The sequence below is a fragment of the Mycobacterium sp. H4Y genome, assembly GCF_000364405.1.
In the GTDB taxonomy this organism is placed as follows: Bacteria; Actinomycetota; Actinomycetes; order Mycobacteriales; family Mycobacteriaceae; genus Mycobacterium; species Mycobacterium intracellulare.
The window spans coordinates 2,950,564-2,964,050 of record NZ_AKIG01000001.1; the positions used below are offsets into that span (position 1 = coordinate 2,950,564).

The window sequence follows — 13,487 nt, forward strand, 5'->3', positions numbered from 1 at the left end:
GGCCGGTGCTCGCGCGCGGCGGCGCGGCAACCCAGCTGTGGATGAACCCGGCACTGTGAGTTGTGCTGCTCTACTGTTTAGCCCATGGGCTCGGCGCAAGAGTACGACATGGTGGTCATCGGTTCGGGGCCCGGCGGGCAGAAGGCCGCCATCGCCTCGGCCAAGCTGGGCAAGTCGGTTGCCATCGTCGAACGCGGCCAGATGATCGGCGGCGTCTGCGTCCAGACCGGCACCATCCCGTCAAAGACGTTGCGCGAGGCGGTCCTTTACCTCACCGGGATGAGCCAGCGCGAACTCTACGGCGCGAGCTATCGGGTCAAGGAGAAGATCACCCCGGCCGATCTGCTGGCCCGCACCCAGCACGTGATCGGCAAGGAAGTCGACGTGGTGCGCAACCAGCTGATGCGCAACCGGATCGACCTGCTGATCGGCCACGGGCGGTTCGTCGACCCGCACACCATCGAGGTCGAGGACCCGTCGCGGCGCGAAAAGGTAACCATCAGTGGCAAATACATCGTCATCGCCACCGGAACCCGGCCGGCGCGGCCGTCCGGCGTCGAGTTCGACGAGGAGCGCGTGCTCGACTCCGACGGCATCCTCGACCTCAAGACCCTGCCGGCCTCGATGGTGGTCGTCGGCGCCGGGGTCATCGGCATCGAGTACGCCTCGATGTTCGCCGCGCTGGGCACCAAGGTCACCGTGGTGGAAAAGCGCGGCGACATGCTGGACTTCTGCGACCCCGAGGTGGTCGAGGCCCTGAAGTTCCACCTGCGCGACCTGGCGGTGACGTTCCGGTTCGGTGAGGAGGTGACCGCGGTCGACGTCGGCTCGGCGGGCACCGTCACCACCTTGGCCAGCGGCAAGCAGATCCCGGCCGAGACGGTGATGTACTCGGCCGGTCGGCAGGGCCAGACCGACCATCTCGACCTGCACAACGCCGAGCTGGAGGCCGACAACCGCGGCCGGATCTTCGTTGACGACTATTTCCAGACGAAGGTGCCGCACATCTACGCCGTCGGGGACGTGATCGGTTTCCCCGCGCTGGCCGCGACCTCGATGGAGCAGGGACGGCTGGCCGCCTACCACGCGTTCGGGGAAGCGTGCGACGGCATCACCGAGCTGCAGCCGATCGGCATCTATTCGATCCCGGAGGTCTCCTACGTCGGGGCCACCGAGGTGGAGCTGACCAAGGACGCGGTCCCCTACGAGGTCGGGGTGGCCCGGTACCGGGAGCTGGCCCGCGGCCAGATCGCCGGGGACTCCTACGGGATGCTCAAGCTGCTGGTGTCCACCGAGGACCTGAAACTGCTCGGCGTGCACATCTTCGGCACCAGCGCCACCGAGATGGTGCACATCGGGCAGGCGGTGATGGGGTGCGGGGGCACGGTGGACTACCTGGTGGACGCCGTGTTCAACTACCCCACGTTTTCCGAGGCCTACAAGGTGGCCGCGCTCGACGTGATGAACAAGGTGCGCGCGCTCAACCAGTTCCGGCGGTAGGCCAGATGGTGGCGACCCGCTGCGCCCGGCTCCGGCATGTGGTGGCGACCCGCTGCGCCCGGCTCCGGCATATGGTGGCGACCCGCTGCGCCCGGCACGGCCGCGCTGGCGATCGCCACGGCCGCGCTGGCGGTCGCCACAGCTAACAGGCGTCCTGCAGGTCGCCGGGGACGGGGTCGCCCGGCCCGCCGGCTTCGGCGCGGGCCAGCAGCTCCGCGGTCTGGGCGTCGAACGGCGCCGAATACGAGATGTCCGGCGCGCACCCGCCGCGCTCGAGACCCCCGATCAGCCCGGTGAGCGTGGTGCCGCTGACCCACGGAGCGCCGCTGGTGCCGTCCACCAGACCTTCGCACGCGAGCGCGGGGAACCCGCTGTCGCTGACCGAGGTGCTGCCCTGGCAGCCGATGGGCTCGCCGCCCACGCCGACCGGATAACCCAGCACGGTGACGCGACTGCCCGGCGGGGGCGTCACGCCCAGCGTCAGCGCCAGACCCGCGCGGGACTCGACGCCGGCGCCGGTGTCGTTGCTGACTCGCGCGATCGCGTAGTCGGCATGCGGATCCTTGCTGGCGACCCAGCGCGGATCGAGGTAGACCGCGTCGGCCTTCCACATGTCGGTGGGAGCGGGCGCGGCGTCGCCGGCGAAACCGGGAACGAAGGTGATCAGCGACGCCCCGGCCAGACAATGCGCCGCGGTCATGATCAGGTCCCCGCCCTTGGAATGCACCACCGAACCGGTGCAAACGTGGAGCGGCCCACCGTCGATGAAGATCGCCCCGATCCGCCGGTCCGGCTCCACCGGACCCGCGACCGCCTTCTGCTCGGGCTGGCTGAGCCGCTGCACGGGGCCGCCGGTCCGCGGCGCCGACACCGGGGCGCCCGACACCTGCTCGACGGGCCGATGACACGACGTCAGCGACGTCGCCACCCCCACCACCGAGCAGAGCACCAGGATCGGTATGCGCATCGCCTTCATCATGCCCGACGCCGCGGCGGCGAGCCGACTTCCGCGCGACGCCGTGCGCCACGGGGTTTGCTGACGCCGCGGAGGGGACCCCCGATAGGGTCTCACCGGATTACGCCTGAGAATTATCGCGTTCCACGGTGCGAACGCCGGAACCGAGTTCGCTGTTCTATCCGGGTGCCGCCTGATTCAGGGGACACTTGGTAGGGCACCCTGAAGGGACCCCCGAGAGGAGGCGATCGAAGATGGATCACCATCGAGACCCAGGTGACCAGTACCAGCAGGGCCAGCCCGGCATGTACGAGCTGGAGCTGCCCGCGCCGCAGTTGTCGACGTCCGACGGCCGCGGCCCCGTACTGGTGCACGCCCTGGAGGGCTTTTCCGACGCCGGTCACGCCATCCGGCTGGCGGCCTCGCATCTCAAGGCCGTGCTGGACACCGAGCTGGTCGCGTCCTTCGCGATCGACGAATTGCTGGACTACCGCTCACGGCGGCCGCTGATGACCTTCAAGACCGATCACTTCACCAACTATGACGACCCGGAGCTGAGCCTCTACGCGTTGCGCGACACCGTCGGCACCCCGTTCCTGTTGCTGGCCGGCATGGAGCCCGATCTCAAGTGGGAGCGCTTCATCACCGCAGTCCGCCTGCTGGCCGAGCGGCTCAACGTGCGCCAGACCATCGGCCTGGGCACCGTCCCGATGGCCGTTCCGCACACGCGGCCGACCACGATGACCGCGCACTCCAACAACCCGGAGCTGATCGCCAATTTCCAGCCGTGGATCGCCGAGATCCAGGTCCCGGGCAGCGCGTCCAACCTGCTCGAGTACCGGATGGCCCAGCACGGCCATGAGGTGGTCGGCTTCACCGTGCACGTCCCCCACTACCTCACCCAGACCGATTACCCGGCCGCAGCTCAGGCGTTGCTCGAGCAGGTCGCCAAGACCGCGTCGCTGGAGCTGCCGCTGACCGCGTTGACCGAAGCCGCGGAGGTGATCCGGGCCAAGATCGACGAGCAGGTCGAGGCGAGCGCAGAGGTCGCTCAGGTGGTGGCGGCGCTGGAGCGCCAGTACGATGCCTTCATCGACGCTCAGGAGAACAGATCGTTACTGTCGCGCGACGAGGATCTGCCGAGCGGCGACGAGCTGGGCGCGGAGTTCGAGCGATTTCTCGCCCAGCAGGCGGAGAAGAAGTTCGACGACGACGATCAGGCCTGACCCTCTGCCGAACACCCAGCCACACCGCCCTTAGCCCGGCCCGACAGCAAGGTTGGCCCTATGACCGAGCGGAAGCGCAAGAACAGGCTCCGCCCGGTGCGCGAAGTGACCGCACCCACACTCGAGTTCCGCACCATCCACGGTTACCGGCGCGCCTACCGCATCGCGGGCTCAGGGCCGGCGATCCTGCTGATCCACGGCATCGGCGACAACTCCACCACGTGGAATGCCGTGCAGGCCAAGCTCGCCCAGCGCTTCACGGTCATCGCCCCGGACCTGCTGGGTCACGGCCGATCCGACAAGCCGCGCGCCGACTACTCGATCGCCGCATACGCCAACGGGATGCGGGACCTGCTCAGCGTGCTCGATATCGAACGCGCCACCATCGTCGGTCATTCGCTGGGCGGCGGTGTGGCCATGCAATTCGCCTACCAGTTCCCGCATTTGGTGGAGCGGCTGATCCTGGTGGGCGCCGGCGGCGTGACCAAGGACGTCAACTTCGTCTTGCGGTGGGCTTCGCTGCCGATGGGCAGCGAAGCCATCGCCCTGCTGCGATTGCCCCTGGTGCTGCCGGCGGTTCAGGTCGTGGGCCGGGTCCTGGGCGCCGCGCTGGGCAGCACCGGCCTGGGCCGTGACCTGCCCAACGTGCTGCGGATCCTCGACGACCTGCCGGAACCGACGGCGTCGGCGGCATTCAGCCGAACCCTGCGGGCGGTAGTGGACTGGCGCGGGCAGATCGTCACCATGCTCGACCGATGTTATTTGACCGAAGCCATCCCGGTGCAGATCGTCTGGGGCACCAAGGATGTGGTGGTCCCGGTCCGGCACGCGTGGATGGCCCACGCCGCGATGCCCGGTTCGCGGCTCGAGATCTTCGAGGGCTCCGGCCACTTCCCCTTTCACGACGACCCCGCCCGCTTCATCGAGGTCGTCGAGCGCTTCATGGATTCGACCGCGCCCGCCGAATACGACCAGGCCGCGCTGCGCGGGTTGCTGCGCACCGGTGGTGGCGAGCGGGCCGTCAGCGGCCCCGCACCCACGCGCGTCGCCGTACTGAACGCCATGGGGTCCGACGAACGCAGCGCCACCTGATTCCACCTTGATCGAGGCGGCCCGGTTCGGGGCCGTACAGTCGGGCCATGGGTATCGACGTCACGGTGTTGCGGGTGTTCACCGACGCGGACGGCAATTTCGGCAATCCGCTCGGCGTGGTTGATGCCGCTGAGGTCGGGGTCGCGGACCGGCAACGGGTGGCGACCCAATTGGGCTACAGCGAAACGGTTTTCGTCGACCGTCCGGCCGCGGGCTCCGCGACCGCGCACGCCACCATTTACACGCCCCGGACCGAGCTGCCGTTCGCCGGGCACCCGACGGTCGGCGCCTCGTGGTGGCTGCGGGAGAACGGTCGGCCGGTCAACACGTTGCAGATACCGGCGGGGATCGTGCAGGTGGGCTACGACGAACACCACACCCGCATCAGCGCCCGCGCGGAATGGGCGCCCGAGTTCGCGCTGCACGAATTCGCTTCGGCCGACGATGTTCTCGCCGCCGACCCGACGGACTTCCCCGACGACACGGCGCACTACCTGTGGGCCTGGACCGACCGGGCCGCCGGGGCGCTGCGGGTGCGCATGTTCGCCGCCAACCTCGGTGTGGCCGAAGACGAGGCGACCGGTTCGGCCGCGATGCGCATCACCGACTACCTGAGCCAAAACCTGCGGATCACCCAGGGCAACGGCTCGGTCATCGAAACCACCTGGAGCCCCGAGGGCTGGGTCGCGGTGGCCGGTCGGGTGGTCAACGACGGTGTGCGACAGTTGGACTGACCACGGCCGCCGGCGGTCGCACGCTCAGCGCTGCCGGTGCAACACCGCGGCCAGGTGGTCCTGCAGCGGCTGGCCGACCGCACCCATCTGCACCGTGTAGGACAGCTCATCGCCGTCGATGCGGAAGCAACGCCCAAGTCCCGTCACCTCTTTGGCGGTAGGCGTTAGGCCCACCGCCGTGGTGGACATCTGCATGTCGATGAGGTCGCCGGTGACCGAATAGGTGCCGACCTCGATCTCGGTGATGCCGCTCGGGTGGGCCAGCACCAGCTCGACGTGGCCCGGCTGCGGCACGCGAAGGTATCCCGTCTCGGCGTGTAGCGGCTTGCCGTCGGCCACCGCCTTGGTTTTCTGGGCGTAGGCCAAAAAGGGTTTGCCCACATGGGCGAACGTGACTTCTTCGAGGTAGTCGAACGGCGGGATCGTCGGGTACTTGCCCGCGCCCTGGCCGACCCACGTGCCGAGGAGCGGGGCCAGGGCCGCCAGGTCGGGATGCAACTCAGGGGGCATGCACCGAGCCTAGCGGGCCCCCCGGCGGGATCCGTCAGCCCGGCGTGGCCACTCCGCGGTGCTCGCGCAGCGCCTGGATCTCGCGCTCGAAGTCGTCGGCGGACTCGAAGGAGCGGTACACGGACGCGAACCGCAAGTACGCCACCTCGTCGAGATCGCGCAGCGGCCCGAGGATGGCCAGGCCGACCTCGTGGCTGGGGACCTCCGGGGAGGCCACGGCGCGCACGGTGTCTTCGACCTGCTGGGCCAGCAGATTCAGCGCGTCGTCGTCCACCTGGCGGCCCTGGCAGGCCCGGCGGACTCCGCTGATGACCTTTTCCCGGCTGAAGGGCTCGGTGACGCCGCTGCGCTTGACCACCGCCAGGACCGCGGTTTCCACGGTGGTGAAACGCTTTCCGCATTCGGGGCACGATCGGCGACGCCGGATGGCCTGCCCCTCGTCGGTTTCGCGCGAGTCGATCACCCGGGAATCCGGATGGCGGCAGAAGGGACAGTGCATGACCGCTCCTTCACCGTGCCGACAACCGGGTACCGCAGAACTTTGAGCGTACCCGTGCGCTGACCTGCACGGCTAACGGAGCCGCCCTCCCTGGGGCGGCGCCACGCGGGCCGCGCACCTCACGGGCCGGAACCGTTGGGACACAACGACCGTCAGCCGATCGGGGCGATCAGCGTTTGGCCGGCAACCAGCGTCGGCGAGTTCAGGTCGTTGAGCTCACGGATGCGATCGGCCACCGCGGCGGCCGGCGCGTCGGGGGCCACGCGGTGAGCGACATCCTGCAGCGACTCCCCCGCGTCGACCCGCACGACGGCGAGCCGGTTCGGGACGGGGGCGGCCGAATTCGTCGAGTCGCCGTTGAGCGCCTGCCCCACGTTCGCGACGAGGCCCAGCCACAGCGTGATCGCCCCGGCGGCGAGTGCCAGACCAACCGTCGTCGCCCAGGTGACGGCGCGCCTGCGGTGCGGAGCGACAGACATCGCGACCCCGGTGCCGTAGTAGCGCGTCGGGGCGCCCGCGGGCCGCGACGGCGCGGGGCGCCGCGAGCGGGCCAGGCCGTCCCTGCCGTACCGAACGCCCTGAACCGGTCCGTTGACCGGGCGCCGAAGACTGCTGGTGCGCGGCGCAAGCGTGTGGATGACTGTCATCTGCGTTCCTCCGGTCAACTAGCTCTCGCTCGTGTGTTCGACTCTAATCGCTTGTGTGTTCGAAACCCGAACATTTGAGCGAAGCGTGTCGCACGAGCAAAACGCTAGATCACACCACCGACAACTCCGTCGGCCTCTACCACTGTCACGAGGCACAAATACCCGGTCTCGGCAAGAGTTACACATTTGTGATTCGGCCGATGGCGGCGCTTTTCCGGCCCGGGACGCCCGGGCGACACGCCAGTCGAACACATGTTTGATTCTTGTCGGCGGTGCGGCTACATTCAGTGCCATGGGCGACAGCAACGACACTTCCCCGAACACCGGCCCGGCCGCGGCGGACGGCCGGCTGCACTCCGTGGACTCCGCGCTGACCGAGCGGCAGCGCACCATTTTGAATGTCATTCGCGCCTCGGTGACCAGCCGCGGCTATCCCCCGAGCATCCGGGAGATCGGCGACGCCGTCGGGCTGACGTCGACGTCCTCGGTGGCGCACCAGCTGCGCACGCTGGAACGCAAGGGGTATTTGCGCCGCGACCCCAACCGGCCCCGGGCGGTCGATGTCCGCGGCGCCGACGACGACGTGGCCGCGCCCGCCACCGAGGTGGCCGGGTCGGATGCGTTGCCGGAACCCACGTTCGTCCCGGTTCTCGGGCGGATCGCGGCCGGTGGACCCATCCTGGCCGAGGAAGCCGTCGAAGACGTGTTCCCGCTGCCGCGCGAGCTGGTCGGCGAGGGCACGCTGTTCCTGCTCAAAGTGGTGGGCGACTCGATGGTGGAGGCCGCGATCTGCGACGGCGACTGGGTCGTCGTGCGCCAGCAGAACGTCGCCGACAACGGCGACATCGTCGCGGCGATGCTGGACGGCGAGGCCACCGTCAAGACGTTCAAACGCGCCGGCGGTCAGGTGTGGCTGATGCCGCACAACCCGGCGTTCGACCCCATCCCGGGAAACGACGCGACCGTGCTGGGCAAGGTCGTCACGGTGATCCGCAAGGTCTAGCGGCCGGCGGCCCCGCTAGTCGGCCCGGGTGAAGCCGTTGGCCAGCGCGACCTCTTCGCTGGACAACCAGATCTCGGGCAGCGTGTCCTGGTACAGGTCGCTGCCGGGCGTGTAATACAGGCCGTACCGGGCGCTCGCCTTGATCGGGTAGCCGTCGGGCGCCTGGTACGGGTCGTCGAGTGGCAGGTGGATGGTCGGGCGCCCGTCCGGGCCCGCCAGCCCGTTCTCCGAGCCGTCCTCGGCGTCGTCCGCGGCGGCGTGCCGACCGCCGGATCGCTGCGCGGCGACGAAGGCCCCGGCCGCGCCTGCGCCGACCGCCCCGGCCTCGGGGGCCCCGGACACGTCGGGCTCCGCGGCGACATCGTCCTCGGGTTCGACTTCCGCCTCAGGGACCGCGACGTCGGGATACTCATCCTCGGGCGCGGCGGCTTCCAGGGCACCGGTGACGGCGTCGGCATCCGGCGGCGTGTGCGCAACGGCGACGTCGGGATACTCGTCGTCGGCGTACTCGTCGTCCGGATAGCCGGCGTCGGCGTAGTCGGCGTCGACGTAGGCGGCATCGTCGGCGGTCTCGGCCTCGGCGACCTCGGGAACGGCGTCGGTGTAGTCGGTGTAATCGGCCTCGGCATCGGGATAGTCGGCCTCCGCCAGCATCTCCTCCGAGACGACGGGGATGGAGTCGGTGTCGATCGCGTCGGGGTCTTCCTGCTCGACGCCGTAGTCGCTCTCCGACGGCGCCTGACGCTGCCAGCTGACCCGCGCGGTGGCCGCGGCATCGGTCGGCTGCTCGGGTTCGCGCGGCCCACTCGGCGCGAAATGCTCGGTCGCGAGGTCGGGGTCCTCCGGGCCCCAGGGCGCGTCATACCCCTGGTCGGGCGCATACCCGGCGGCACCGTCCGCGCCGGAGCGGCGCCGGCGCCATCCGAACAGCGCCCACGCCACCACCACCAGCAGCACCAGGACCGGAATGGCGGCCAGCCACCACCACGAATGCCAGCCGAACTTGTCGGCGTGTGACGGCATGGCCGAACTGCTCGGCTGGTTCTGGCCCGAGACCTGAAGGCCGCTCAACAACGGCGCCAGGTTGGCCGGGTCGGTGCTGAACGTGTTCTTCGCCCGGTTCCACGAAATCTTGCCGCCGGTGAACTGCTGCGAGATCACGTCACCGTCCACGGCCTGGTCGCCGGCGGGCGCCCCCAGTTTGCCGGCCGGACCGCGCAGTTTGTCCCAGGCGGCCTTCATCGCCCCGCGCACGACGAACGCGCCGTGCTCGGCGGTCCGGAAGATCACCGGTTTGTCGGCGGCCGAGAAGGTGCAGATCCGGCTGGACGGGCCGATGCCACCCTCGGTTTCGTTGGTGACGGGGAATCCGAGGCCGCTGCCGACGGGCCCGCCGAGCGACTCGTATTTGGCCAGGATGTCGGTCTCGAGCGCGTTCGCGCCGGTCGCCGGGGTGAAGAACACCTTGCCGCCGGCGAAGTTCTGGACGATGCCGTCACCGCCGATGGGGGTCTGCCCGCCCTGCTTGGCACCCAGCGGTCCGTTGGGCCCCCCGGCCGCCCGCCAGGCCATGTTGATGGCCGCGGTGGGATCGATCGCCACCTGCAGGCCCTTCAACTGGTCGGCCAGCCCCGGCGGTTCGGTGGTGAACTGCTTGGTCTGCCGGTTCCACGAAACCTGGCCGCCGCTGAACTTCTGCGAGGACACCTCGCCGTTGTAGGTCTCGTCGCCGACCGGAACACCGAGCACCCCGCCCGAGCTGCCCAGCTTGTCCCAGGCGGAGTTGATGGCGCCGCGCACCACGTACGGGCCGTGCTCGGGTGTCCAGAAAATGACCGGCTTGTCGGTGGCCGAGAAGGTGATCACCCGGCTGTCGGGGCCCGCCAGGCCCGGAACTTCGCTGATGGCCGGGAAACCCAGATCGCTACCGGCCGGCCCGCCCAGCATCTCGTATTTCTCCAGGATGGGCCCGTAGGCGAATTTGGCCCCGGTGGCCGGGGTGAAGAACATTTTGCCGCCGTCGAAGTCCAGGGCGAACCCCTCCCCGGCGGGGTACACGTCACCCTTGCGGGGGCCGAGCGGGGACGTGTCGCCGCCGGCCTTCTCCCACGCGGCCATCATCGCCGCTTCGGCGTCACCTATCGGGCTCGCGGTGGCGACGGGCGCCAGCAATACGGCGGCTAGTGCTGTGGTCGTCAGGCTGACCAGCGCGCTTCCGATCAGCTTGCGCATGTGACCTCTGTGCACCTTCACCAAGCCTTCCAGCCTCCGGATACGGCTCTATCTGCGGCTATGCCCTTACCTGCATAACCGGCGAAACGGGCCGTTCTTCCGCGGGGAATGGACCCGCTCACGATCCGCCTTATCGCCGGGCTCGCATAACTTTGCTCCAGCCAACAAGAAATGCGAAGTCAAATCACGAATTTTACAAAAAGGGATACCACACCGATGTCGAAATGATGCCGGGCCACGGCCGAATCGCGACCATCCATGCGTCGGCGCATATCGCGCCCAAAGCCGGCCGGGATTTCATCAATCGAGCGCGGCCACCGCGGCCCGCGGGGCGTTCGCCGACTGGACGACGATCCGTTAAACGAAAAGCTATACGCCGAGGCTGCGGCCGATGATTTCCTTCATGATTTCGGTCGTGCCGCCGTAGATGGTTTGTACCCTGGCGTCCAGATAGGCACGGGCGACCGGGTATTCGCGCATGTAACCATAGCCGCCGTGCAGCTGCAGGCAGCGGTCGATCAGGTGCACCTGCTTTTCGGTGCAGTACCACTTGGCCATTGCGGCCTGCTCGGCGGTCAGCTTGTGGTCCAGGTGCAGGCGAACGAATTCGTCGACCATCATGCGCACCACGGTCGCCTCGGTCGCCAGCTCGGCGAGCACGAAGCGGCTGTTCTGGAAGCTGCCGATCGGCTTGCCAAAAGCCTTGCGCTCCTTGGTGTATTGCAGCGTCTGCTCCAGCACCTGCTCCATCGCCGCGGCGGCCATGATGGCGATCGAGATCCGCTCCTGGGGCAGGTTCTGCATGAGGTAGATGAACCCCATGCCCTCTTGGCCCAGCAGGTTCTCGGCCGGCACCTTCACGTCGGTGAACGACAGCTCGGCCGTGTCCTGCGCGTCGAGCCCGATCTTGTCCAGGTGCCGTCCGCGCTCGAAGCCTTCCATCCCACGCTCGACGGCGAGCAGGGAGAAGCCCTGGGCGCCCTTGTCCGGATCGGTCTGCGCGACGACGATGACCAGGTCGGAGTTGATCCCGTTGGTGATGAACGTCTTTGAACCGTTGAGCACGTAGTGGTCGCCCTGCTTGACCGCGCGGGTCTTGATGCCCTGCAGGTCGCTGCCGGTGCCCGGCTCGGTCATCGCGATCGCCGTAATCAGTTCTCCGGTGCAGAATTTCGGCAGCCAGCGCTGCTTTTGCTCCTCGGTCGCCAGCGCCAACAGGTACGGCGCCACGATGTCGTTGTGCAGGCCGAAACCGATGCCGCTGTAGCGACCGGCGGTGGTCTCCTCGGTGATGATCGTGTTGTACCGGAAATCCGGGTTACCCCCGCCGCCGTACTCCTCGGGCACCGCCATGCCCAGGAAGCCCTGCTTGCCGGCCTCGAGCCACACGCCGCGGTCGACGATCTTCGCCTTCTCCCACTCGTCGTGGTACGGCGCGACGTGGCGCTCGAGGAAGGCCCGGTAGGACTCGCGGAACAGGTCGTGCTCTGGCTCGAAAAGAGTGCGCTGGTATTTGATGGCGCTGCTCATGGAATTGACCTCCGGCGACGGTGATTTCTGCAGCCCAACATATACCAACCGGACGGTTGGTCGGCAGCTGGCGGGTCGGCGCCGGCGGTGCGCTGGGGAATCGGCCGCTACGGCCGACGGCTCAGCGGGCGGCGAACTCGCGCAGCCGGCCGGCCAAGGCGACCGGGACCCGGGCCTTGATCCGGGTGCCCTCGGCGTCGTGCTCCTCGTGCTGGACGCGTCCGTCGGCGTGCAGGCGGGCCACCAGGTCCCCGCGGTGATACGGGATCACCACGTCCACGGCCGTGTCGGCGGGCACGGCCAGCTCGGCGATGCGGCGGCGCAGGCCGTCGATGCCCTCGCCTGTGCGCGCGGAGACGAACACCGCGCCCGGCAGCGCGTGGCGGAGCTTGGCCAACGCCAAATCGCTTGCGGCGTCGACCTTGTTCACCACCAGCAGCTCGGGCGGGGGCGCGCCGTCATGGTCGGCGATGACGTCGGTGACCACCTGTCGGACCGCATTGATCTGCGCCAGCGGGTTGACGTCGGAGCCGTCGACGACGTGCACCAGCAGGTCGGCGTCGACGACCTCCTCCAGGGTGGAGCGGAAGGCCTCGACGAGCTGGGTGGGCAGGTGCCGGACGAACCCGACGGTGTCGGTGAGCACGAACGAACGTCCTTCGTCGAACTCGGCGCGCCGCGTGGTGGGCTCCAGGGTGGCGAACAGCGCGTCCTGCACCAGCACCCCGGCGCCCGTCAGCGCGTTGAGCAGGCTGGACTTGCCGGCGTTGGTGTAGCCGACGATGGCGATCGACGGCACGTCGCTGTGCAACCGGCGGCTGCGCTGGGTGTCGCGGACCTGCTTCATGTCCTTGATCTCGCGGCGCAGCTTCGCCATCCGCTCGCGGATGCGCCGCCGGTCGGTCTCGATCTTGGTCTCACCGGGACCGCGCAGGCCCACGCCTCCCCTGCTGCCGCCGGCGCGGCCACCGGCCTGCCGCGACATCGACTCACCCCAACCGCGCAGCCGAGGCAGCATGTATTCCATCTGGGCCAGCGACACCTGCGCCTTGCCCTCCCGGCTCGTGGCGTGCTGGGCGAAGATGTCCAGGATCAGCGCGGTGCGGTCGATGACCTTGACCTTCACCGCCTTCTCCAGCGCGGTCAGCTGAGCCGGGGACAGCTCACCGTCGCAGATGACGGTGTCGGCGCCGGTCGCCAGCACCACCTCGCGCAGTTCGGCGGCCTTACCCGAGCCGATGTAGGTCGACGGGTCGGGCTTGTCGCGGCGCTGGATGAGCCCTTCGAGCACCTGGGAGCCGGCCGTCTCGGCGAGGGCGGCCAGCTCGGCCATGCTGGCCTGGCTGTCGGCGGCGGTGCCGTCGGTCCACACGCCCACCAGGACGACCCGCTCCAGCCGAAGCTGGCGGTATTCGACCTCGGTGACGTCGGCGAGCTCGGTGGACAGGCCGGCGACGCGGCGCAGCGCCGACCGATCCTCGAGGGCGAGTTCGCCCGTGCTGGGCTCCGTGACCGCGTGATCGCGAAATTCGGGATGTGTCATAGGCAATAAGAGATGA

Annotated in this window: 12 protein-coding genes; 5 read left to right on the forward strand and 7 right to left on the reverse strand. The window is 68.9% G+C overall.

The window, feature by feature from the left end:
* Positions 1 to 84: 84 nt before the first annotated feature.
* Entirely contained in the window at positions 85 to 1,500 is a 1,416-nt protein-coding gene (gene sthA, locus W7U_RS12920) for a Si-specific NAD(P)(+) transhydrogenase (RefSeq protein WP_008258559.1), read from the forward strand.
* Between the two features lie 142 nt (positions 1,501 to 1,642).
* Here sthA and W7U_RS12925 read toward each other — a convergent pair whose 3' ends face one another.
* Entirely contained in the window at positions 1,643 to 2,479 is an 837-nt protein-coding gene (locus W7U_RS12925) for a trypsin-like peptidase domain-containing protein (protein WP_036429067.1), read from the reverse strand.
* 230 nt (positions 2,480 to 2,709) lie between these two features.
* On the opposite strand from W7U_RS12925, the gene W7U_RS12930 reads away from it, so the two are divergent.
* The 3 genes from W7U_RS12930 to W7U_RS12940 are packed head-to-tail and all read left to right on the forward strand — an operon-like array spanning position 2,710 to position 5,507.
* Entirely contained in the window at positions 2,710 to 3,681 is a 972-nt protein-coding gene (locus W7U_RS12930) for a PAC2 family protein (RefSeq protein WP_008258561.1), read from the forward strand.
* Positions 3,682 to 3,741: 60 nt separating this feature from the next.
* Positions 3,742 to 4,773, forward strand: coding sequence for an alpha/beta hydrolase (locus W7U_RS12935; protein WP_008258562.1), 1,032 nt, complete (start codon positions 3,742 to 3,744; stop codon positions 4,771 to 4,773).
* Between the two features lie 47 nt (positions 4,774 to 4,820).
* Positions 4,821 to 5,507 carry a PhzF family phenazine biosynthesis protein gene (locus W7U_RS12940; protein ID WP_008258563.1) on the forward strand — a complete coding sequence of 229 codons (687 nt, stop codon included), beginning with the start codon at positions 4,821 to 4,823 and terminating at the stop codon, positions 5,505 to 5,507.
* A 24-nt stretch (positions 5,508 to 5,531) separates the two neighbouring features.
* On the opposite strand, the gene W7U_RS12945 is transcribed toward W7U_RS12940, so the two are convergent.
* The 3 genes from W7U_RS12945 to W7U_RS12955 all read right to left on the reverse strand — a co-directional run bounded on the left by W7U_RS12945 (position 5,532) and on the right by W7U_RS12955 (position 7,163).
* Positions 5,532 to 6,017, reverse strand: coding sequence for a peroxynitrite isomerase (locus W7U_RS12945; RefSeq protein WP_008258564.1), 486 nt, complete (start codon positions 6,015 to 6,017; stop codon positions 5,532 to 5,534).
* 34 nt (positions 6,018 to 6,051) lie between these two features.
* On the reverse strand, positions 6,052 to 6,516 hold the full coding sequence (gene nrdR, locus W7U_RS12950) for a transcriptional regulator NrdR (RefSeq protein WP_008258565.1): 465 nt from the start codon (positions 6,514 to 6,516) through the stop codon (positions 6,052 to 6,054).
* Positions 6,517 to 6,668: 152 nt separating this feature from the next.
* A complete protein-coding gene (locus W7U_RS12955; protein WP_008258566.1) occupies positions 6,669 to 7,163 on the reverse strand; it encodes a LysM peptidoglycan-binding domain-containing protein in 495 nt (164 codons plus the stop codon).
* 292 nt (positions 7,164 to 7,455) lie between these two features.
* Between W7U_RS12955 and lexA the strand changes: the two genes are divergently transcribed.
* Positions 7,456 to 8,166 (forward strand): transcriptional repressor LexA, encoded by a 711-nt coding sequence (lexA, locus tag W7U_RS12960; RefSeq protein ID WP_008258568.1) that lies wholly within the window; start codon positions 7,456 to 7,458, stop codon positions 8,164 to 8,166.
* 15 nt (positions 8,167 to 8,181) lie between these two features.
* Here lexA and W7U_RS12965 read toward each other — a convergent pair whose 3' ends face one another.
* From W7U_RS12965 to hflX, 3 genes are all read right to left on the reverse strand, one after another.
* On the reverse strand, positions 8,182 to 10,398 hold the full coding sequence (locus W7U_RS12965; RefSeq protein WP_008258569.1) for an LGFP repeat-containing protein: 2,217 nt from the start codon (positions 10,396 to 10,398) through the stop codon (positions 8,182 to 8,184).
* A gap of 369 nt (positions 10,399 to 10,767) precedes the next feature.
* Complete coding sequence (locus W7U_RS12970) at positions 10,768 to 11,928, reverse strand: acyl-CoA dehydrogenase family protein (RefSeq protein ID WP_008258570.1); 1,161 nt, start codon at positions 11,926 to 11,928, stop codon at positions 10,768 to 10,770.
* A gap of 121 nt (positions 11,929 to 12,049) precedes the next feature.
* Positions 12,050 to 13,471, reverse strand: a complete 1,422-nt coding sequence (hflX, locus tag W7U_RS12975) for a GTPase HflX (RefSeq protein WP_008258571.1) — start codon at positions 13,469 to 13,471, stop codon at positions 12,050 to 12,052.
* Positions 13,472 to 13,487 lie beyond the last annotated feature (16 nt).